Annotated in this window: 24 protein-coding genes and 1 pseudogene; 9 read left to right on the forward strand and 16 right to left on the reverse strand. The window is 63.3% G+C overall.

Annotated elements, in window-relative coordinates; all coding sequences use genetic code 11:
* Nucleotides 1-10: 10 nt before the first annotated feature.
* From AArcS_RS04645 to AArcS_RS04655, 3 genes and pseudogenes are all read right to left on the reverse strand, one after another.
* The gene (locus AArcS_RS04645; protein ID WP_238479287.1) at nucleotides 11-268 is read right to left on the reverse strand and encodes a glutaredoxin family protein; all 258 of its coding nucleotides are present in this window, start codon (nucleotides 266-268) and stop codon (nucleotides 11-13) included.
* A gap of 50 nt (nucleotides 269-318) precedes the next feature.
* Nucleotides 319-738, reverse strand: a complete 420-nt coding sequence (locus tag AArcS_RS04650; RefSeq protein ID WP_238479288.1) for a universal stress protein — start codon at nucleotides 736-738, stop codon at nucleotides 319-321.
* Between the two features lie 52 nt (nucleotides 739-790).
* Nucleotides 791-1,129, reverse strand: a pseudogene (locus AArcS_RS04655) (ATP-binding cassette domain-containing protein); the annotation flags it as partial.
* Between AArcS_RS04655 and AArcS_RS04660 the strand changes: the two are divergent.
* Nucleotides 1,079-1,387: an urease accessory protein UreF gene (locus AArcS_RS04660; protein ID WP_238479289.1), complete on the forward strand. Its 309-nt coding sequence runs from the start codon at nucleotides 1,079-1,081 to the stop codon at nucleotides 1,385-1,387. The pseudogene AArcS_RS04655 and the gene AArcS_RS04660 sit on opposite strands and share 51 nt — an antisense overlap.
* Nucleotides 1,388-1,609: 222 nt before the next feature.
* On the opposite strand, the gene AArcS_RS04665 is transcribed toward AArcS_RS04660, so the two are convergent.
* A complete protein-coding gene (locus AArcS_RS04665) occupies nucleotides 1,610-1,756 on the reverse strand; it encodes a DUF8555 family protein (protein WP_238479290.1) in 147 nt (48 codons plus the stop codon).
* 103 nt (nucleotides 1,757-1,859) lie between these two features.
* On the opposite strand from AArcS_RS04665, the gene AArcS_RS04670 reads away from it, so the two are divergent.
* The 7 genes from AArcS_RS04670 (at nucleotide 1,860) to AArcS_RS04700 (ending at nucleotide 9,003) form a co-directional block, all read left to right on the forward strand.
* The gene (locus tag AArcS_RS04670; RefSeq protein ID WP_238479291.1) at nucleotides 1,860-4,061 is read left to right on the forward strand and encodes an N-6 DNA methylase; all 2,202 of its coding nucleotides are present in this window, start codon (nucleotides 1,860-1,862) and stop codon (nucleotides 4,059-4,061) included.
* Between the two features lie 196 nt (nucleotides 4,062-4,257).
* Complete coding sequence (locus tag AArcS_RS04675) at nucleotides 4,258-4,425, forward strand: hypothetical protein (protein ID WP_238479292.1); 168 nt, start codon at nucleotides 4,258-4,260, stop codon at nucleotides 4,423-4,425.
* 164 nt (nucleotides 4,426-4,589) lie between these two features.
* The gene (locus tag AArcS_RS04680) at nucleotides 4,590-5,312 is read left to right on the forward strand and encodes a DUF7117 family protein (RefSeq protein ID WP_238479293.1); all 723 of its coding nucleotides are present in this window, start codon (nucleotides 4,590-4,592) and stop codon (nucleotides 5,310-5,312) included.
* Between the two features lie 90 nt (nucleotides 5,313-5,402).
* Nucleotides 5,403-6,575: an NAD(P)/FAD-dependent oxidoreductase gene (locus AArcS_RS04685; protein WP_238479294.1), complete on the forward strand. Its 1,173-nt coding sequence runs from the start codon at nucleotides 5,403-5,405 to the stop codon at nucleotides 6,573-6,575.
* A gap of 2 nt (nucleotides 6,576-6,577) precedes the next feature.
* Nucleotides 6,578-8,494 (forward strand): pentapeptide repeat-containing protein, encoded by a 1,917-nt coding sequence (locus AArcS_RS04690; RefSeq protein WP_238479295.1) that lies wholly within the window; start codon nucleotides 6,578-6,580, stop codon nucleotides 8,492-8,494.
* A 49-nt stretch (nucleotides 8,495-8,543) separates the two neighbouring features.
* Nucleotides 8,544-8,744 carry a hypothetical protein gene (locus AArcS_RS04695; protein WP_238479296.1) on the forward strand — a complete coding sequence of 67 codons (201 nt, stop codon included), beginning with the start codon at nucleotides 8,544-8,546 and terminating at the stop codon, nucleotides 8,742-8,744.
* A 31-nt stretch (nucleotides 8,745-8,775) separates the two neighbouring features.
* Nucleotides 8,776-9,003 (forward strand): hypothetical protein, encoded by a 228-nt coding sequence (locus AArcS_RS04700; protein ID WP_238479297.1) that lies wholly within the window; start codon nucleotides 8,776-8,778, stop codon nucleotides 9,001-9,003.
* A gap of 18 nt (nucleotides 9,004-9,021) precedes the next feature.
* Here AArcS_RS04700 and AArcS_RS04705 read toward each other — a convergent pair whose 3' ends face one another.
* The 8 genes from AArcS_RS04705 to AArcS_RS04740 form a co-directional block, all read right to left on the reverse strand.
* Nucleotides 9,022-9,915 (reverse strand): bifunctional methylenetetrahydrofolate dehydrogenase/methenyltetrahydrofolate cyclohydrolase, encoded by an 894-nt coding sequence (locus AArcS_RS04705; protein WP_238479298.1) that lies wholly within the window; start codon nucleotides 9,913-9,915, stop codon nucleotides 9,022-9,024.
* A 168-nt stretch (nucleotides 9,916-10,083) separates the two neighbouring features.
* Nucleotides 10,084-10,434: a 50S ribosomal protein P1 gene (gene rpl12p / locus AArcS_RS04710; RefSeq protein WP_238479299.1), complete on the reverse strand. Its 351-nt coding sequence runs from the start codon at nucleotides 10,432-10,434 to the stop codon at nucleotides 10,084-10,086.
* Between the two features lie 6 nt (nucleotides 10,435-10,440).
* Nucleotides 10,441-11,493 carry a 50S ribosomal protein L10 gene (locus tag AArcS_RS04715; RefSeq protein ID WP_238479300.1) on the reverse strand — a complete coding sequence of 351 codons (1,053 nt, stop codon included), beginning with the start codon at nucleotides 11,491-11,493 and terminating at the stop codon, nucleotides 10,441-10,443.
* Between the two features lies 1 nt (nucleotide 11,494).
* Nucleotides 11,495-12,133, reverse strand: coding sequence for a 50S ribosomal protein L1 (locus tag AArcS_RS04720; protein WP_238479301.1), 639 nt, complete (start codon nucleotides 12,131-12,133; stop codon nucleotides 11,495-11,497).
* A 298-nt stretch (nucleotides 12,134-12,431) separates the two neighbouring features.
* Nucleotides 12,432-12,887 carry a thiol-disulfide oxidoreductase DCC family protein gene (locus AArcS_RS04725; protein ID WP_238479302.1) on the reverse strand — a complete coding sequence of 152 codons (456 nt, stop codon included), beginning with the start codon at nucleotides 12,885-12,887 and terminating at the stop codon, nucleotides 12,432-12,434.
* A gap of 54 nt (nucleotides 12,888-12,941) precedes the next feature.
* Nucleotides 12,942-13,418 (reverse strand): 50S ribosomal protein L11, encoded by a 477-nt coding sequence (locus AArcS_RS04730; RefSeq protein ID WP_238479304.1) that lies wholly within the window; start codon nucleotides 13,416-13,418, stop codon nucleotides 12,942-12,944.
* A 110-nt stretch (nucleotides 13,419-13,528) separates the two neighbouring features.
* Nucleotides 13,529-13,843, reverse strand: coding sequence for a divalent-cation tolerance protein CutA (gene cutA, locus AArcS_RS04735; protein ID WP_238479305.1), 315 nt, complete (start codon nucleotides 13,841-13,843; stop codon nucleotides 13,529-13,531).
* A 40-nt stretch (nucleotides 13,844-13,883) separates the two neighbouring features.
* On the reverse strand, nucleotides 13,884-14,075 hold the full coding sequence (locus tag AArcS_RS04740) for an HEWD family protein (protein WP_238479307.1): 192 nt from the start codon (nucleotides 14,073-14,075) through the stop codon (nucleotides 13,884-13,886).
* Nucleotides 14,076-14,301: 226 nt separating this feature from the next.
* Here AArcS_RS04740 and AArcS_RS04745 point away from each other — a divergent pair, with 226 nt between their 5' ends.
* A complete protein-coding gene (locus AArcS_RS04745) occupies nucleotides 14,302-17,331 on the forward strand; it encodes an FAD-binding and (Fe-S)-binding domain-containing protein (RefSeq protein ID WP_238479310.1) in 3,030 nt (1,009 codons plus the stop codon).
* On the opposite strand, the gene AArcS_RS04750 is transcribed toward AArcS_RS04745, so the two are convergent.
* Genes AArcS_RS04750 through AArcS_RS04765 form a run of 4 tightly spaced genes read right to left on the reverse strand, consistent with a single transcriptional unit; the run spans nucleotide 17,326 to nucleotide 20,260 of the window.
* Complete coding sequence (locus tag AArcS_RS04750) at nucleotides 17,326-18,339, reverse strand: sodium:calcium antiporter (RefSeq protein ID WP_238479312.1); 1,014 nt, start codon at nucleotides 18,337-18,339, stop codon at nucleotides 17,326-17,328. The two genes, AArcS_RS04745 and AArcS_RS04750, sit on opposite strands and share 6 nt — an antisense overlap.
* A gap of 45 nt (nucleotides 18,340-18,384) precedes the next feature.
* Complete coding sequence (locus tag AArcS_RS04755; RefSeq protein WP_238479314.1) at nucleotides 18,385-19,041, reverse strand: cytochrome c biogenesis protein CcdA; 657 nt, start codon at nucleotides 19,039-19,041, stop codon at nucleotides 18,385-18,387.
* A complete protein-coding gene (locus AArcS_RS04760) occupies nucleotides 19,038-19,577 on the reverse strand; it encodes a TlpA family protein disulfide reductase (RefSeq protein WP_238479316.1) in 540 nt (179 codons plus the stop codon). Before AArcS_RS04760 ends, AArcS_RS04755 begins: the two co-directional genes overlap by 4 nt.
* Nucleotides 19,574-20,260 carry an SCO family protein gene (locus tag AArcS_RS04765; RefSeq protein ID WP_238479318.1) on the reverse strand — a complete coding sequence of 229 codons (687 nt, stop codon included), beginning with the start codon at nucleotides 20,258-20,260 and terminating at the stop codon, nucleotides 19,574-19,576. Before AArcS_RS04765 ends, AArcS_RS04760 begins: the two co-directional genes overlap by 4 nt.
* Nucleotides 20,261-20,304 lie beyond the last annotated feature (44 nt).

Genomic DNA, 20,304 nt, shown 5'->3' on the forward strand with positions numbered 1-20,304 from the left:
ACAGGGCCTCTCAGGCGTACCGTTTCAGCTCCATTCGAGCCTTTGCAGGATCGACGCGATACTTGAATTTCGGCGTCCCGTCGACGAGCACGTACGGGACGCGGTCGCTATACTCCTCGTGAAGTTCCGGATCGTCGTCGACGTCGACGAGGTCGATCTCGATCTCGACGCCTTCCGAGTCGGCGATCCGTTCGAGCGTATCGAGGGCCTCGTCACAGAGATGACAGTCCTCGCGGGTGTAGACGGTGATCGGGACGGGATTAGCCATACCTGGCGTACTCACTGCGTGAAACAATAGGTTGTGGTTCGTGTGCCTTCCTATCGAACGACCGTCACTGGCACGGGCGAGCGCCGCACGACAGTTTCGGCGACGCTGCCGAGCAGGACACGCGAGACGCCCGAGCGTCCCCGGCTGCCGATCACGATCAGGTCGACATCGTGTTCCTCGGCGGCGTCGACGATTCCCGTTGCCGGTTTCCCGATAATCGTCTCAGTCGTGAGCTCGCGGTCGTGTTCTGCCGCAACCTCTTCGGCGTTGTTCAGAAGGCCCTCCGCTCGCTGTTCCTGCCCTGTTCTGATCTCCTGGTAGTCGATGTAGTGTTCGCCGTACATCCCCGCGAGGATGTCGATGACGTGGACTGCGATCAACTCGGCCTCCGGATGCTCGACGATTGCGTGTTCGAGCGCTGCCGTGGATTGTTCGGAGCCGTCGACCGCGACGAGGACGCGTGATGCCATACTGGTACTCCGACGTGATACGCCAAAAAGTGTACTGGTGGTTCCGAACGTATCAGACTGCGAGATGGTCCGCCAGATGCTCCCTGTCGTCGAGTTCGGACCCGTCCAGTTCGTCTACAATCTGCCCTTTGTCCATCGCGTAACACCGCTCGGCAAGATTCTGGACGACCGAGAGGATCTGTTCGACAAAGAGGATCGTCGTTCCCAGATCCTCATTGATCCGTCCGAGGTCCTCGGTGATCGACTGTACGATCGAGGGCTGGACACCCTCTGACGGTTCGTCGACGAGCAGGAGATCGGGATCGCCGACCAGCGCGCGACCGATCGCCAGCATCTGCTGTTGGCCCCCGCTCATCGTTCCAGCGTCCTGATCGCCGCGGTCGCCCAGCACGAGGGGCTCACACACGAACAAGCGTGTCTCGTTCACGGCTACTCCTTCATCACGGATCTGCTCGGCGCTGCCCAGCGGCTCGGGCGGCTCAGCCACACCGAAATCCAGCGCGTCCTCGACGAATTACGGCCGATAATAGGTGAGGTCGTCGAGGAGTACCGGGACCAGCCGCTCGATGCCATGTGGTCCTTTGCACCGACTACCGAGCTGATGGGGATGGGTCACGAACGCGCGGACAGACGGCTGTTCATGTCATAGCAACTATCCAGAGACGTGGCTGTCGCTCACAGCAGTTTGAAACAGGAAAGCGGCACGCGCGTAAAAAGCGCGGCGTGCCGCTTGCCGCCCTGAATTGGTCCCCGCTGACGCTTCGGCCCTCCAAAGCGAAGCGTCACGTAGACGAAATCGCTGACGCAACATAAATGTACCGACACGGGGCAAACCAGCCGCTACCAATCGCCCGGGTCCCGCAACCAATCTTCACATATGTTCCTCTTCGAGTACCCAGCCCAGCGCGCGCTTGTAGTGGCTGAATAGCTGTCTGACTCCTTCGTGACGCATCTCCTCGCTGTCAAGCTGTTCCTGAAGGTACTCGTACTGCTCCCGGATTTCGGATTCCTCACGCATACAGTTCGGTACTGGCGGCAGCGCCAAGAATCCGGTGACGGTCAGCGATCCCAGCGATTAAGCCGCTGGTAGCTAAAGGAGCGATCAGACGGACGAAAAACTCGTGCGGAACCAGACTCACGCTGACCGGCTTTCCGACCGATTCGAGCGCGGTAGCACAGCCTATCGACAGTACACAGGGCGCACCAGAGAAGCGCTCGACAACGATCCGACCGTAACCACTGCGTTCGAGATGTGGCAGTCGTTCCTCAGGGAGAGTCACGGCGACGTCTTCGGTGACCTCCCAGACGGCATCTCGGTGGAGTCGGCGTTTGCGGACGCCCTCTACTACGATTTTCTCGTCGAGCGACTACTCGCTCATGTCGAGGCGACGGTCGGCGTTACCGTGATGAACCGCGAACCAGGCTCGAATACAGGGGCGTTCGATGTCGACCTCGCCGCCGTTCACAACACGATTGTCGGAGCCGACCTCCGACGCGTCGATGATACGATCGAATCTCTCGACATCACGGCGCTCGATGAGAGCATCCTCCATAACCTGTTCGAGTCGGTCGTCAGCCAGCAGGTCAGGCTCTCGCTCGGCGAGTACTACACGCCGCGGGGCATCGCCGATCTGGCGGTCGAAACCCTGTCTGTCGACGACTTCGCGGCGGAGACGGTTCTGGATCCGGGCTGTGGCTCCGGCGTCTTTTGCGCGGCAGTTATCGAACACAAGCGGGCGAGCTACGCGGCGGCCGAGGACGCCCCGGCGCCCGCCCAGCAGGTCGAGGCAATCACGAACTCCGTGTTCGGTATCGACCTCAACCCGATTGCGGTCCGGAGCGCACGGCTCGCCTATCTGCTCGCGCTTTCCCCTCTACTCGACGATGCAGCGATCGATGCCGTCGAGATCCCGGTGTTCCTTACCGACGCACTCGGGCTCACGCGCTCGGACAGTCTCCAGTACGGCGGTACCAGGGTAGCATCAACCGTCGACCATCTCGTCGGCAACCCGCCGTGGCTTACCTGGAGTGCGCTCCCCGATCGGGTCAGAGCGGCATGGCGTGACGGCCCGGCGGACCGACTCGATCTCGTCACCCACCACGGTGCGGACGCAAAACTCGGCCACGCGAACGACGACATATCAGTCCCGTTCGTGCTCGCCTGTCTCGACAGGTACGCTCCAGACGACGCGGCGTTCGTGCTCAAACGCGGAATTACGAAGGGCCCAGCCGGTCGCAGACTGCGCGAACAGCGCCTGAACGACTCTCCGCTTGCCGTCGAACACGTCCACGATTTTACGGACCTGCGACCGTTCGGGGACGCGCGCGCCGGTGCGGCGATCTACTCGTTTTCCGTCGACCGGGAGCCATGTAGGCCAGTTCCGGTTACCGCCTGGTCACGGGGATCGGCGTCGCCCGCGTTCACGAGCGCCGAACGATTGACCCAGACGCTCGAACGCGAGGAGACAGGCTTCGTGCCGGTCGACGAGGAGGACCCTGCTTCCTCGTGGCTTCGACGCGACGCCGAGCGACGGGCACTCGGTGAGTGTTCCCACGAGATCCGCCACGGCGTCAAGGACGACGCCCGGGACGTCTTCGAAATCGAGCCAGAGCGCGTAACCGACCTCGAACCCGACAGGGTCTTTCCGTATCTCAAATCACGCCACGTCGTCAAGTTCGGCCTGTTCGGCCACGATTATCGGCTCGTCCCGGTCGACGTCGCAAACGAGGACAACGAGGCATGGCTTCGCGAGGCGTGTCCGCGAACCTACGCGTATCTCGACGACAACCGGGAGGCGCTTGAGGCCCGCTCGTCGTCGTGGCTCGACAACGGCACCTTCTACAACGTCTTCGGTCTCGGCGAGTACACCTGGGCCGAATACAAAGTCGTCTGGTGTCGGCTCGGCTACAAACCCCACTTCGTCGTCGTCTCGACGGTCGATGATGAGCGGCTTGGCAAGAAACCGGTCGTTCCCGGCGATCACTGCATGTTCATCGGTACGGACGACGAACGCGAGGCTCACGTTCTCTGTGCCCTGTTGAACTCCTCGATCTACCAGCGCACGCTCGATGACGTCTCCTCGGGCGGCAAGGCGAGCCTTTCGAAATCAGTCGTCTCGCGGCTCGAACTCCCAGCGATCGAGGACGTCGACGAGGGGGTTGCCACACGACTGGCCGATCTCTCGCGGGCCGCCCACGGGATCGTGCCCGAACATACCGACGTGAGCAAGCGGGCGTACAATCGGACGACGATCGAGGAACTGGAGCCGGTCCGGGCCGAGATCGACGCGCTCGTCGAGGAGCTGCTCGCACGACGGGAGTGACGAGCGCCCGTCAGTCCGGAAGCCCCTCGTCGCCTCGCCCATCGGACCACCGGGAACAGCCCCGCACAGCACCAGACCTGCCCTTCCCCGTTGGCGCGTCACAGGGGCGCGCCAGGCCACCCGGCGGTTGCGGTGCTGTGCTGGCACGGGGCTGAAGGCGTATGCTGAACCAGTACTAAAGGCGTATGCTGAGACAGTGCTGAAGGCGTGTGCTGGCACGGCGCTTGGCCGTGCCGGCACCGCGCGAGGGGGCGTCGACCGGCGGGAGACGCCCGGTTGGGGAGGACGAGGTGCTGTGGGTGGACTGAAAGGGGCCGTCACGGTCGAGCGGGCGGGGGCTTTCGTGGACGTCACTGTTGCCTGAGTCGGTCGACCGGGTCCGTGGCGTAGCCTCCTGCTCGATCTTTTTGTGATATTGTGAACAATGTCACACCCCACAGACACCGCTGGAACCGCTGGTTCGCGAGCAGCCAACGAAGCCGTCCCCGAGGGAGTGGGTATTTCACTCACCCGGCGTTACACTCGCCTATGGAGATCCGCGGCCAGCGGGAGTGCAAGGAGTGTGGGACACGGTGGTCCTACTACGAGACCGGGACCGTCTCGTGTCCCGAGTGTGACAGCGTCAAGAGCGTCGGTATCGACGAGGAACGGAAACGACACACGGCCTCGCCCGCGACGCTAAACCTCACCAGCGTTCGAAACATGATCGACGACGAGTCCCGCGAGGACATCGCCGCGGCGGCAGTCGAGGAGTGCCGCGACTATATCCGCAGCCACGGCTTTATCGATGCGGGAGAGCTTCAGCCCCTCGATGACGTCTACCTCGCCGCCCACGAACTACGAGGAGTGGCTGACGTTTTCGGGCGGTCACTCGATCCCACGGAGGACGAAGAGCTCTACTATCTCTCCTTGCTCCGGGGGGCCGACCACGGCGAACGCCCCGATACCGAGAGCGTCCCCGCCTCGATCCGCGAGGCGCGCGGGCTGGCCTACGCCAACGCCGTCGACGAGTATCGGGCAGAGCTGAAGACATATCTCGACGATCAGCCCCGAACGGATCACGAGGCCCTCGCCACGCTGCAGTCGCTTACGGAGCACGTCAAGCGGGTTCGCGCGCTGCAGGGTGACGTCGACCCGAAGACCGCAGAACGGCTTGTGAAGGCGGCCCGTGCACTCGGCGAGTACCTGCGTTGGGACGACGAGGATGCCCTCGTCCGGTGTCAGGAGCGACTGGATCGGCTGTCGGCCTGACACGCCCACCATCCACAGACACTATACCGGAAAACCGGCCGACATCGCTGGATATCATACTGTTAAGACCCCCGAGTGGTAGCCATGCGTATGGAGACGGACACCGGATCACCGCCACGTGCGGTGATCGTCGGCGCGGGCATCGTCGGCTGTGCTGCCGCACGAACCCTCGCCCAGTCACACGACGTTACCGTTCTCGAAGCGGAGTCGATCGCCGGTGGCGCGACTGGCCGCGCTGCGGGACTGATCACCGTGCGCACCGCGTACGCGGACCGCCCGGCAGTCGGCCGATACGCGTTCGACGCGTTCAGCGACTACGACGGAACCCACGGCGTATCGTTCCACGACACACCGAGTTACGAGCTACGGCGCGAGTCCGGGGACGAAGGACTGGACATTGATCGGGCCGCAGCGCACTATCGCGAAGCCGGAATTCCGATCGAACGGCTGCGCCACGATGACATCCGGACGGAGCTACCCGGAATCGACGCATCCGACATCGAACACGGACTCAGGATCGGCGAAACTGGCTGGATCGACCCGCACGCGCTCTCCATGGCATACAGGCAGGACGCCGAAGCGGCGGGCGTCGAGTTCCGGACGAACACGCCAGTCACCGACCTGCGCGTCGAACGACAGGAGGGCGAACAAAGGATTGTCGGCGTCGATACCCCCGACGACACCGTCGAGGCCGAGACGGTCGTTCTCGCAACCGGATGGAGAACGCCCGAGCTACTTCCGGCGGACGTCGATCTCCCGCTCCGTTCGTACCGCACGCAGTGCGTCGTGGTCGAGTTTCCCGACGAACGCTCGTTCCCGATGGGATGGGTCCCGTCCGCGGACAGCTATTTCCGACCCACCGAGACGCCGGGACAGCTACTCGTCGGTGGTGGCTCAGCGCACGAGGACGAGCCCGAGACGGCCAGTCGGACTGCGGACGCGTCGTTCCGTCGCACCGCTGCGGAACTCGTCGAGGACCTGTTCGTCGACGGCGGGCAAGCACGGCTGATCGATGACTGGGCTGGTGTCGACGCGACGACGCCTGATGGCTTCCCGATTATCGATACCCCCGCGGATGGCCCGGCGGGGCTCGTACTGGCGACGGGGCTTCACGGGCGCGGGATCATGACCGCACCGGTGATCGGCCCGGTGGTCGCGTCGCTGGTAACCGACGAGGACGCACCAGTGCCGACCGATCGGTTTCGACTCGACCGGTTCGACGACCCGGACGAGGAGTTCGAGTTCGTCAACGTGAGCGCCTGATCATGACCGGTGTCCATCCGACCGCGATACCGCCGGGCGACGCCGACGGATCCTGTTCGTACCGGATCGAGGCGGACGTGTGGGCCGACCAGTACGATCGGGAACCACGACACGGTGACTGGGACTGTCCCCGGGACGCGTGCGAGGGGTTCGACCGCTGTGTGTTCCATCTCACGGCACCCGAACGCGACGAAGCGGGGGTCACAGACGATACGCTCCAGACGTCTCTCCTTGCCGCGCTCGACGAGTCAGGAGCAGCACCGAAACAACTGATCGGCGCGAACTTGCCGGAACTCGACCTCTCACACGTCCTGCTCGACGCACCCGACAACTATCCGGTCGAACTCTCTCACGCCACGATCGACGGTGAGCTCGCGATCGACGACGCCGCGATTCGCCAGCCCGTCTACTTCGATCACTGCGAGATCGGTAGTCTTCGGATCGGTGCCAGCGATCTTCGGGGCGTGCTCACCTTCGACCATAGCGAGATTGCGGGCGAGACCGTGCTACGCGACCAGTACGACCGGTCGATCTACTTCCGTGACGTAACCTTTCACGACGAGTTCACGGTGAAACCGGTCGTCTTCCACCGCATGGCTCGGTTCTCCGACAGCGAGTTTCACGCGCGGGCCTCGTTCTACGCGGATTTCAACGACGAGCCACATTTCAACCGCTGTGAGTTTCACGACGATGTCGACTTTTTCGTCGACATCAACGCCGACTCGTACTTCGACGACGCCACCTTCGAGGGACGGTTCGACCTGTACGCCGCGGTCAACGGTACCCTCCGAATACGGAACGCCGAGTTCTTCGGTCCTGCTACACTCTACGCCCGGTACCGGTCGGACGCCTTCTTCAACGGGTCGACCTTTCACGACCGTGTCGGGTTCGAGAAGCCGGGATCAGACGTCGGCGCGGCCCGCTTTTACGAGTACACGGACTTCGGCGGTGTCACCGTCGAGGGACGGGCGGACTTCTCGACCGTCGAGTTCCACGGTAGCGTTGATTTTTCGGGCTGTACCTTCGACGGCCCCGTCACGTTCGACGAGTGCCGGTTCGAGAAACGCGTCGAGTTAACCGACGTCCACTGCCGGACGCCGCCGACGTTCAGAAACGCCACGTTCACCGGTTCACCCCGACTCAGTCTGGAGGCAGAACAACCGGGACTCGTCGACTGTACAGGAGCGACGATGACCGGCGGCCTTATCGAGACCGAGGCGGACGACGACCTGCGCTATGACTTCACCGACGGATCGCTCGGCTGTGTCGACCTCGATACGGGCGACGAGCGCGACCCGCTCGACCGCTATCGGTTCTACCGAACCGACTTCGACGGCTTCGATTTCTCGGCACACAGGAGCGAACTCGACCGGAACGACTGGCACGTCCACGAGCTCGACGCCGATGGCCTCGACACGACGGCTGACCTCGACGTCGAGGGGCTCGAAGTGACGTACAACAAGGCCAGAAACGGCGCGAACGAGACCGACGAGGACGAGGCCGCCGCGGAGTTCTTCCTCAGAGAAATGAAGTACAAGAAGCGTCGCCACGCCGAGAACGCGCTCGCAGCCGATGCGGGCGTCGTCGCCAGACTCCGAGCAGCCGGACGCCTGGTCTCGAACGCGACCCTCGATCTCACCTGTGGCTACGGGGAGAAACCGTGGCGAGTGTTCGCCGCTTCGGCTGCAACCGTCCTGCTCTTTGCCCTCGTCTTCGCCGGGATCGGGGTCGACGCGATGGACGAAGCCTCCTCGCTGGGCTATCTGACGCTGAGTCTGGAGACGTTCGTGGCGCTCGTGCTCGGGACGCCGACCATCGACGACCCGCTCGTGAACCTGCTCACGTCGGTCGAGGCGTTCCTCGGCGCGTTCTTCATCGGCCTCTTTGTCTTCACGCTGACGCGGTCGATCAGGCGGTGAGACCTCCTTGGGACAACACCCATTTACACGCACGTACTCTGTCTAATTGATGGACAGTATCGTCCGCCTGCTGTGGACGGTCCTCGTGGGCTGGTGGTTCGTCGTTCTGTGGCTCGCAACAGCCGTTCTGTTAGCCTTGCTCGTGATCTGGTACCCGCTCGGGCTCTTTATGATCGCAAACGTCTGGACCGTCCTGACGCGAAAGCGGCCGATCACTGAGGTAATCGACGATATATATGTGCTCCGATAACATATTTATTGACCGACGCTGAATGACGAATATGCTCGGTGATGAAAGACAGCGTCTACTCCGATCCTTTCGGATCGGCTTTGTCGCTCTACTCCTTGGTGGAGTTGCAATAGGCCTGTTTCAGGGGGGACTAACCATCGACGCCGCAGTTACGGGACTCGGGATCGGGATTGCAGCAGTCGTTTCGACTGCAATGATCGTTGCCGTGGTACTCCTGATACTCATCCTCGCGGATAGATGGTCGGCCAGAGTGGCGTAAAACAGTGGTAGCGAGATCTCAGGGCAACTCGACGTCGACGCCCTCCAAGAGACCTGCCGCCTTCGTCGTGTTGTAGAGCAACATCGCGATAGTCATCGGTCCGACGCCGCCCGGAACGGGGGTGATAGCGCTTGCGTTCGCCTTCGCGCTCTCGAACTCGACGTCACCCACGAGCTCGTAGCCCTTCTCGGTGTCGGCGTCGACGCGGTTGACGCCCACGTCGATGACGACCGTTCCCTCCGAAAGCATCTCGCCGTCGACCAGTTCCGGGACGCCACAGGCGGCGACGACGATGTCGGCCTCGCGTGTTTTTACGGTCAGATCGTCGGTTCGGGAGTGACAGACCGTCACTGTCGCGTTACCACCCTCTGCCTTCTGGATCAGCAGGTTCGCCAGCGGCTTCCCGACGATGTTCGAGCGACCGACGATCACGACGTCTTTGCCCTCCGGATCCACGTCCGCGGATTCGAGCAGCTTCTGGACGCCGTGGGGCGTGCAGGGCTTGAATCGTGGGTAGCCCGCAACGAGTTTGCCGACGTTCTCCGGGTGGAAGCCATCGACGTCCTTGGCGGGGTCGATCCGGTTGATGACCTCGCGCTCGTCGACGTGATCGGGCACCGGCATCTGGACGAGGATGCCGTGGACCTCGGGGTCCTCGTTCAGTTCGTCAATGGTATCGTACAGCTCCTGGGCCGGCGCGTCGGCGTCGATTTCGACGTGGATCCCGTTGATACCGACCTCCTCGCAGGCGCGCTGTTTCATCGAGACGTAGGTGTCGCTCGCACCGTCGTCGCTCATGAGCACCGTCGCCAGCCCCGGCGTAACGCCCGCGTCGGCCAGCGCGTCAATGCTTTCCGATAGCTCCGCACGTATCTCGTCGGCCACCGCGTTCCCGTCGATGATCTCCGTCATTACGTACGTGGCCGCTCGCCAGAGCCTTCAAACCACCGGGTTTGTGTTTATTTGGCGCTTCTGAGACGAGTTGTTGTTCAAGTACATGTATATTGCAGCATCGACGACGCAGTGGCTATCGCTGGTACTCGGTTGCTGGCAAAAAAATCGAAACTGGTCGTCGACTGTTTAGCCGAACAGCTCGCCGAGGCCCTCGCCGCCGGCGTCGTCGTCCTCGTCGTCGTCCTCGTCGGTCGTGTCCGGGAGGTCCTCTTCGCCTTCTTCGCCCTCGTCACCGTCGTCGGCTGCCTCGTCGGCAGCACCGGCTGCGGCACCGCCTGCCGCTGCGCCCGCTGCGGGGACGGCTGCGGCGTCGGCGACTGCCTCGTCGATGTCGACGTCTTCGAGCGCGGCGACAAGCGCCTTGACGCGGGATTCTTCCACATCGACGCCAGCGGCCTCGAGGACGCCGGTAAGGTTGTCTTCGTTGATCTCTTCGCCCGTCTCGTTCAGGATGAGTGCTGCGTAAACGTATTCCATTGTTGGTTACCCAAACATATCGCCGAGACCGGCCGCAGCGTCGTCGTCGTCGCCGTCGTCATCGTCGTCTTCGTCGGCGGCGTCGTCGTCTGCGTCCTCGGTCTCGTCCGCGGTTTGTTCGTCGTCCGATTCCTCAGGCTCCTCCTCGGCTGGGGCAGGCGCGTCGACGTCCTGCAGTTCCTCGGGGAGCGCTTCCTCGTCGTCGATCTGTGCGGCGAGCGCACGGACCTGGCCGTCGGCCTTGCTCACGAGGTCGCCCGCGAGATCGGGGCTCTCGATCGACGCCTGGATACCCAGACTTTTGGCCTCGCCCGTTGCCTTCGCGATGAGCGACGGCGCGGTGGTCGCGGTCGGGTACTCGGCGTTGAGCGCGAGGTTCCGTGCGCGAGCGGCAGCCGTCTCGACGTCCGCGCGGTACTCCTCGACGTCGATGTCGAGGTCTTCCGGCGCGAACATGACGCCCTCGGAGAACACCGAGCGCAGGTCGAGTCCGACTTCCTTGGGTTCGATACCCAGCTCGCTAAGAACGTTCGAAAGGTCCGCCGAGACCTCCTCTCCGGCTTCGAGCACCGTGGAGTCCTCGGTGACCTTGATCGAACCGTCCTGGATCCGCGCAGATGCGCCGACCGTCTGCAGGTCGCCGACGAACGGCCCCGGATCGACGCCGGTGTCACCCTCGGGGATGACGATATCGTTCGGCGCGATCTCGCCTGCACCGATCGGTGCTGGCGTCTTCGAGTCTTCGAGTTGCTGGTACAGGCCAAAGGGGTTGTCGTTGGTCCCGATGAGGCCGACCTGGCCCTCGATGTGTTCGGTGAGCTCCTCGATACCGCCACCGACCTGGTCGAGCGCTCGCGCGAGCAGCGTGTTCCGGCTGACGCGCAGTTCGGCGCTCCCGTGCAGGTCGCGGCGCATATCCTGGAGCTGTCGCGAGGGGATCCCCGCGATGTTGACGACGCCGACGCTGTCGTAGCTCTCGATGACCTCGACGAGCGCGTCGACTTCTACCTGTTTCCACTCGGGTAGGTTCTCGGTTTTGCGTTCTGCTTCGGCGCTCATATCAGGCCACCTCGACGGACGGACCCATCGTCGTCTTCACGTAGACGGAGTCCAGGTTGAGCGGGCCTTTCTCGAGATCCGCGTGGAGTCGGCGGAGGATCACGTCGATGTTGTCGGCGATCTCCTCGGCGCTCATGTCCTCGGCTCCGACGCGCGTGTGGAACGTGCGACGGTCGCCGCTACGGATCTGCACCGTATTTTTCATCCGGTTGACGACTTCGACGACGTCGTCGTCCGGCGACAGCGGCTCGGGCATCTTACCGCGAGGCCCGAGGATCGTACCGAGATAGCGACCGACGTCCTGCATCTTGGATTCCTCCGCGATGAAGAAGTCGGTTTCCTCGGCGAGATCCTTCGCCGCGTCGTCGTCGTCTCCGAGATCGGCGAGGTCGTCACCATCCAGTACGTCGTCGGCGACGTCCTCTGCTCGAAGGCCCGTTTCGCCCTCGGCGATTACAACGATCCGTGTCTCCTGGCCAGTTCCGCTGGGCAGGACCACGGACTCGTCGACACGATTCGACGGTTCGTTAAGGTCAAGGTCGCGCAGATTAACTGCGAGGTCGACCGTTTCACGGAAGTTCCGCTCCGGGGCGTCCTCGAGTGCGCGAGATACTGCTTGCTCTAGTTCCTGATCTGCCATCGTTCACCTCCGTAGTACGCAGGGTATGCTCCTACGGGTCAGTGAAACAGGCGTAGCCTGTCTCACTCGTAACGAGTCCCATGTGACACTTAAACTCGTCGTTACGGAAGCGGCATGCTGGGCGCTGTGGACCCCGCTCGGGACAGTGACCCGATTTCTAGCCGGGTGTCTGTCGTTGCCTGTTCACAGTCCCTGGTGGTGATCCGACCGTCCCACGCAAACTGTGTACACAGTCTACAAATTGTACCCGGGCAGAGTTAACAGCGATCGGCACAGTTATACCTGCCAAGATACCCAGTCACCCGTCCAGAAATCGATCCGAGACGTCCTCGTCGGGGATCATGCACTGCTCTTTCTTGCCGAACCAGCGATACCGGTTGTCGGCGACGAAATCGTAGATGCGATCCCGGACGGCTTTCGGCAGAATCCGCCCGACCGAGAGCAACGACCACGGCAGTCCGAGATGACGCCCCACCCGGATCGCCGCCGAGGACTTGCGGTAGTACTCGCCGTTCTCGATCAGGACGACCGAGTCGAGGTCGCCGTGTGGTGCGCCGACGGCATCCAGGAGGGCATCGGCACTCTCCCACTGCAGGGACGCAAACGAAAAGACCCCCTCATCGTCGCGCTCGATGACGAACTGGACCGACGCATTACAGAGGTTACAGACGCCGTCGAACAGCAGTGTCGGCCCCTCCAGATGGTCGGGGTCGACTGCGCGGTCGGAATCGTCGCGCGCGGCTGGTTCGGCCATACCAGTAACTAGCGGCCGGGGAACCTAAAAGCGGTCGATGAGAACCGGCGACGATTACGCTGTGAACTGGTCGTCGTACTCGCCGGCGTCGATACGCTCTTTGAACTCTCGGGGGTTCTCGCCCTCGATCGTGACACCGAGCGAGGTGCAGGTGCCGACGACTTCCTTGGCGGCGTTTTTCAGGTCGTATGAGAGCAGATCGGAGTGTTTCTGATCCGCGATCTGTTTGACCTGATCGACCGAGAGATCGGCAACGAAGTCCTCCTGGGGCTCACCGCTGCCGGTCTCGAAACCAGCTTCGTCCTTGATCAGTTCGGCGGTCGGCGGGACACCGACCTCGATCGTAAAGGAGCCGTCGTCTTCGTATTCGACGGTGACGGGGACCTCGGTGCCGTCGAACGCTTCGGTCTCGTCGTTGATCTGCTGTACGACTGCCTGCACGTCCACGGGTGTCGGGCCGAGCTCCGGGCCGAGAGGTGGGCCGGGGTTGGCCTGGCCACCGGGGACGAGTACTTCGATAGTTCCAGCCATATAGGGTAGAACCGCCGCGTGATTTTTAAGGATTATCTTTCTGTCGCGGGAGAGCCACAGTGTGACACCCCCACACGAGGTCGGTCGGCTCCGTGAGTCCACGCGCCGTTTCAGCTATCCGACGGTTCGACCGATTCCTCGCGCCAGGCCGCAAACGCGTCAAGTACCCCGGTTTCGTCGAAGCGCTCGATACAGGGGACATCGTAGGGGTGGAGAGCCTCGACGTGCTCGACCAGTGCCGAATAGCACTCTTCGGTCGTCTTCGCCAGCAGTATCTCCTCTTCGTCCTCGTGTATCGCGCCGTCCCAGCGATACGTCGATTCGCAGTCGACCCGGTTCACACAGGCGGCCAGTCGCTCCTCGACAAGTGTTCGGGCGATCTCGTCGGCCACGTCGGATGGTGCGGTGATGTAGACTGTCGGCATGGCTGGACGGTGTTTGTGAGTGCACAAAAAGTCGCTGGCCCTAGGCGTCGGTCGTCTCGATGGGCGTGAACGCACCCGTGATGTCCCACTCGTGGAGACAGTGTGGATCCCCGACCTGCCGCTCGTCGTCCTCGGTGACGATCGTCCATGTTCCCTTCTCGTCGCTCCAGACTTCCTGGCGACCGCAGAGCTCACATGTGCGGGACCGTGGCTTCCGGATCCTCGTGTCCATACGTTCACTATGTGCCTCATAGGTAATAATTTATGTGCCAGTGAAACCCGGATATCGTGATAGTATGTCACACAGTATCTCGATCGAGTCGCTGTTTGTAACTCGTAAGTAAAGAAAAGTGAATATCTATCGATCCTCCTCGTCAGCCAGTACTCCCATCCCGAACCATTCATTACCGCGAAGTCGGACATACAACCACTGGCAGTCTCTCACAGATATTTCACTCATGAGCGATTCCGTCACTCCACCCGCAGCCGACCGACGAGCAACGTACGACTACCGGAGCGACGAGGTTCGACGAAGCGGGCTGGTCGACGATCTCGAACGGCGTATCGACGGCGATGTCCGATTCGACGAGTACTCGAAGTCGCTATACGCGACCGACGCGAGCGCCTACGAGGTGACGCCGATCGGCGTCGTCTACCCGGATTCAACTGACGATGTCTCCACGGTGATGGCCTACTGCGCGCGACGGGAGATCCCGGTCCTGCCTCGGGGGGGCGGAACGAGCCTCGCCGGGCAGGCCGTCAACGAGGCAGTCGTGCTGGACTTCACACGCCACATGGACGGCGTGCTAGCGATCGATGCTGACGCGGGAACCGCCCGCGTTCAGGCCGGTTCGATCGTCGACGAACTCAATCGCGCACTCGCAACACACGACCTGAAGTTCGCGCCCGACCCGGCAGCGGGCAACCGGAGCACAATCGGCGGCGCAATCGGTAACAACTCGACCGGCGCACATTCACTGCAATACGGCCTGACCGATAGCTACATCGAGGAGGTCGAAGCCGTCCTCGCGGATGGCACCGTCACGACCTTCGGCGAGATCTCCCTGTCGACGCTTCGTGAGCGTGCTGACCCCGAGGGGGGGACGGAGTCGCGGATCTATGCGGGCGTCGTCGAGATCCTCGACAACTGTGAGGGCGCGATCCGTGACGTCTACCCACAACTGAAACGGAACGTCTCGGGCTACAACCTCGACCGCCTGCTCGACGAGGCCGAGGAGGGCTCGGTCAATCTCGCGCGATTGCTGGCCGGGAGCGAGGGGACCCTCGCAATCATCACGGAGGCGACGGTCTCTCTGGAACCGATCCCCGAGACGAAGGCGGTCGCGTTGCTGTGTTACGGGGAGTTACGCCACGCCATGGAAGACGTCGCACCGGTCCTCGACCACGATCCCGCCGCCGTGGAGGTGCTCGACGACGTCCTGCTCGATCTGGCGCGGGGGACCGCTGAGTTCGCCGACCTCGTCGAGCTGCTACCCGACGGGACTGACACCGCGTTGCTCGTGGAGTTCTACGCCGAGAGCGACGCCAAGGGGGTCCAGCGCGTTGCGGACCTCTGTGCTGACCGCGTTCCCGGCGTGACGCCCGAGGGCGATCCAGCCCCGACTGCGGCGGCCCGCACCGATGCGCCGACCACGGCCTTTGACGCCCTGGAGGCCCACGAGCCCGAGCGCCGCACAACCTTCTGGCAACTCCGCAAGTCCGGCCTGCCCATCCTGCTCTCCCGGACGTCGGACGCGAAACACATCTCCTTTATAGAGGATACGGCCGTCCCCCCGGAGAACCTCCCCGAGTTCGTGAGCGACGTCGAGGACGTGCTGGCCGAGCACGACACGTTCGCCAGCTTTTACGGACACGCCGGACCGGGCTGTCTACACATCCGGCCGCTGATCGATACGAAGACCGCAGGGGGAATCGAGCAAATGGAGGCGGTCGCCGATGCCGTCACCGACCTCGTCGTCGAGCACGACGGCTCGATTTCGGGCGAACACGGCGACGGCAGGGCCCGAACGGGATGGAACCGCAAGCTCTACGGCGAGAACGTCTGGGACGTCTTCCGGGAGCTGAAGGCGGCGTTCGATCCGGACTGGCTGCTCAATCCGGGACAGGTCTGTGGCTACCGCCCGGGACACGACCGGACCGCCCCCGACATGACCGAGAATCTCCGGTTCGATCCCGACTACGGCTTCGAGACCGGATTCGATCCCGTCCTGTCCTGGGAGAACGAGAACGGCTTCCAGGGGATGGCCGAACTCTGCCACGGCTGTGGGGACTGTCGTGGGAGTCAGGAAACGACCGGCGGCGTAATGTGTCCGACCTACCGTGCCGCAGACGAGGAGATCACGAGCACACGCGGGCGTGCAAACGCGCTCCGGCGAGCAATGAGGGGAGAGTTGCCCGAAGACGAGGCGTTCTCCGATGAGTTCGTGACCGAAGTGCTCGACCTGTGCATCGGCTGCAAGGGCTGTGCACGGGACTGTCCCAGCGAGGTCGACATGGCGAAGCTCAAAGCCGAACTGACTCACGAGTATCACCAGCGCGAGGGGGCGAGCCTGCGCGATCGCCTGTTCGCCAACGCCGAACTCGTCGCCACGGTCGGGAGCGCAATCGCTCCACTGCCGAACTGGCTCGGGAAATTCCCCGGATCGGGAATATTGGCCGAGAAAATCGTCGGGATCGCCCGCGAGCGTGACTTACCGACCTTCGAGCGCCGGTCGCTCGTCGATCAGGCGGCCGACCGTGATGTCGAAGTGAGCGAGGGAGAGGCCGATCGAAAGGTCCTGTTGTTTCCCGACACGTACACCAACTACAGCGATCCCGAGATCGGGCTGGCGACGATCCGCGTCCTCGAAGCTGCCGGGGTCCACGTCAAAGTCCCCGAAGACGTGACCGGAAGCGGCCGACCGCCGTTCTCGAAGGGCTTTCTCGGACTGGCACGCCAGCGCGCGGAAAAGAACGTCGCCGAACTCGCCCCGGAGGTGAAAGAGGGCTGGGACGTAGTGTTCATCGAGCCCTCGGACGCGGTGATGGTCCAGTCCGACTACCTGGACTTACTCGACGGCGAGGATGTCGATCGAGTGGCCGCGAACAGCTACGGAATCATGGAGTACCTGAACGGCTTCGCGCTCGACGTCCCGACCGGCGGCGACGCGTCGGTGACCTACCACGGTCACTGCCACCAGAAGGCGACGAAACGCGACCACCACGTCGCAAACGTCCTCGAACGGGCGGGCTACGACGTGGACGAACTCGACAGCGGCTGCTGTGGTATGGCCGGAAGCTTCGGCTACGAGGCCGAACACTACTCGATGAGCCGGGCGATCGGTTCGATCCTCTTCGAACAGGTCGAGCGTAGCGACGGCGAGGTCGTCACCACGCCGGGAACGTCCTGTCGGAGCCAGCTGGGAGAGCGGGACGGTGCGGCCGAGAAGCCACCTCATCCCGTCGAGTTGCTTGAGCGCCTGCTATAACACGACGCTCGTCACGCCGACGCTTTCCAGAACCATCCAGCAGACGAACAGGCCGTACAGACAGAGCAACAGCCACGCCTCGGGATCCGTGATCTCGAAGTCGGTCCGCGCGGCCCCGAAGAGGGCGATTGTGGCGACGATCAGAAAGCCCATCATCGGCGCGGCGACCGCGAAGTCGATTTCGGCCGCACCGATTATCAACACGCCGACCGGGATCGCCACCAGCAGATCGAAGATGTTGCTTCCGAAGACGTTCGCGAGGCTGATCGTCGAATCACCGTGCTGTGCAGCGCGAACGCTGATGATCGCATCCGGTAAGCTCGTTCCAGCGGCGATGATCGTTAGCCCCCAGAGAAAGGAGGGCGTCCCGAAGAACTCGCCGAGCCCGACGGCCGCCCGAACCAGCAATTCGACGCCGACCAGAATCACCAGCAGACCGAGCGCCAGCAAGCCCCACTGCTTGCCGACCGAGAGCGAGGAGGGTGGTGCAGGGGCGTCGAAGTCGCTCGTCTCCTGTTGCTGGATGAACAGATAGAGCCCGTACAGCGCGATTGCGGAGAGTGCGAGTGGGCGGGTGATCTCACCCACCAGCCCACCCTCCCCGTTGACCGGGTAGTAGATGACGGCAAACGAAAAGACGAGGAGAAGGGCAGCCACGGAGATAATATAGAACTGTGCCTCGCGGTAGACCAGCGCGCGACTGGACTCCAGGGTCCCCCGTCGGGCCAGCACCGAGAGAGCGGGGATCACGAGAATGTTGAACACTGCGGAGCCGACGATCGCGCCGACGCCGAGGACGAACTCCTCGTAGAGTACGGTCGCGATCACGACGCTCGCCAGTTCGGGGAAGCTGGAGCCGACTGCGGCGATAATCGAGCCCTGTACGATCGCCGGCAGGCCGTAGTACAGCGCCAGCCTGTCGGCCGCGCCTTCGAGATAGAGACTGCCCTTCCAGACCAGTGCCGTAGCGATCGCAGAGAGGCCGAGAAGCCACAGTAACGTCAGCATACGTGCACGAACGGTGAGGGGGTAAAAGAAAGCCCCGGAGGTGATCTAGAGCGCCAGCCAGAGCTGGACGAGGCCTGCAACGACGAGGACGCCCCCGCCGATCCGGACGAGCCGGCGGGTCGGCAGTGCCACTCTGTCGACACCGATCCCGTGACCTACCGCGGTCAGGACGGTGGTCGCCAGCATTAGCGCGCCGAACGTTCCCGCGTAGACTGCGAGCACGCCGACCGTCTGGGCCGTCGGCAGCGCGACCGACTGGAAGACGATCGAGAGGAACAGGGGAGCGACACAGCCGGCGGCCGCAAGCGCGTACAGTGCGCCGAACCCGCCGAAGCCAAGGACAGTCGTCCGACGTTCGGGAAGCGATACGTGGGGGCGAGGGCCGATATCGACAACCAGAGCGACGCCAAGCACGACCAGCGCGCCACCCACCAGTAGCTCTACAGTCGGAAGATACGCCTCGATCGACTGCTGTACGGCGACCGCCAGCACGGCCAGCACGGCGAACACGAGGACGACGCCGGCCGTCGCCGCGCCGCCCCGAAGCAACGCTCCTGACAGCGGCGGCTGCTCGTCGCCCGTCGACGCGACGTAATACCCCACATAGCCAGGAAGCAGGGCGTACGCACACGGCGAAAAGAACGTCGCGAGGCCAGCGCCCGCGGCCAGCCCTGCCGCGGCGAGAAAGCCGATCCAACTCATCGTTCACCCAGCGCTCCGTCGATGCCTGACTGTAGTTCCTCGACCGTCTTCTCGCCGGTCGAACGCCACGCTACCTCGTTGTCGGCGTCCAGCACGAGCGTCGTCGGGACGGTCGAAACGTCGAACTCGGCGGTCAGGTCCAGTTCGGTGTCGACCCCGACCGACCACCGCCCATCGTTCCGGGACCACCAGTCCGCGACGTCTTCTCTGGTGACCGTCCCTCCGATGGCCTCGTTCGAGACCGAGAGAAACCGTACATCGGCGCCGTACTCGTCGTAGACCTGTCCCAGTGCTGGCATCGACTCCGCACAGATCCGACACCACGTCGCAAAGACCGACAGGAGCGTGACGCGTCCGTCGGGGATGGTAATCGACCCGGCCGTGCTGCCGGGGGCGTCGAGGGTTTCTATCTCGACCTGAGTGCTCTCGGCCGCCCCTGGCTGTTCACCTACATTCACCCGGTCGGTTGCGATGGCTGCACCCCCACCGAGAACCCCCACGCTCGCCGCCGCGGCGACGAACTCCCTCCGATTCATTCGAAATGGTTCCGAACTGCGGTAAGATCATCGAGCACGACATCGGGCTGGGGTGCTCCGCCGGCGTAGGCGCGTTCGACGTATCCGTCGACGTTGGTGAGCAGTGTCAGCGACTGGTGGTCGAACTCCATCTCGTGGCTGTCGCCCTCGTCGGGTGTGTACGCGTCGGTCTTCTGGAACGGAAGACCGAACGTCTCGCCGACGACTTCCTCGGCGCGCTCGTCGTTTTCTGGGCGCAGGAACTGCCAGTTCTCTGCACCTGGGTCGGCTCCTCTTGCTTCCGCGAACTCCCGGAGAACCTCCTCTGTGTCGTACACCGGATCGAACGTGATCGGCATGAGTGCAACCTCGTCGCTGTAGCCGTCCTCCGTGGCGTCGGTCTGGACCTGCGCCAGGTTCGCTGTCAGCGCCGGACAGACTTCGTGACAGCGTGTAAATAGGAAGGTGAACAGCGTGTGACGTTCACCGACGAACTCGCGGGTGTTCACTTCACGGTCGTGAATCGGAGAGGGAAGCGTGGCCTCGGGCAGCTCCTGTCCGTACGCTGGATATGCGAGATCTGCCGGATCAGCCTGCTGGTCGTCGGGCGTGTCGAGTGCAGTCGGTCCATCCTCGCCGAGACAGCCCGCAGCCGCAACGACGCCGATGCCGGCGGCCGCTCGAAGAAGGTTACGGCGATGCATTATCAGCAGTTGGGGCTCCCCGAGTAAAGCCGAATTGGTGCGAT

The organism is Natranaeroarchaeum sulfidigenes, from assembly GCF_017094485.1.
Classification (GTDB): domain Archaea; phylum Halobacteriota; class Halobacteria; order Halobacteriales; family Natronoarchaeaceae; genus Natranaeroarchaeum; species Natranaeroarchaeum sulfidigenes.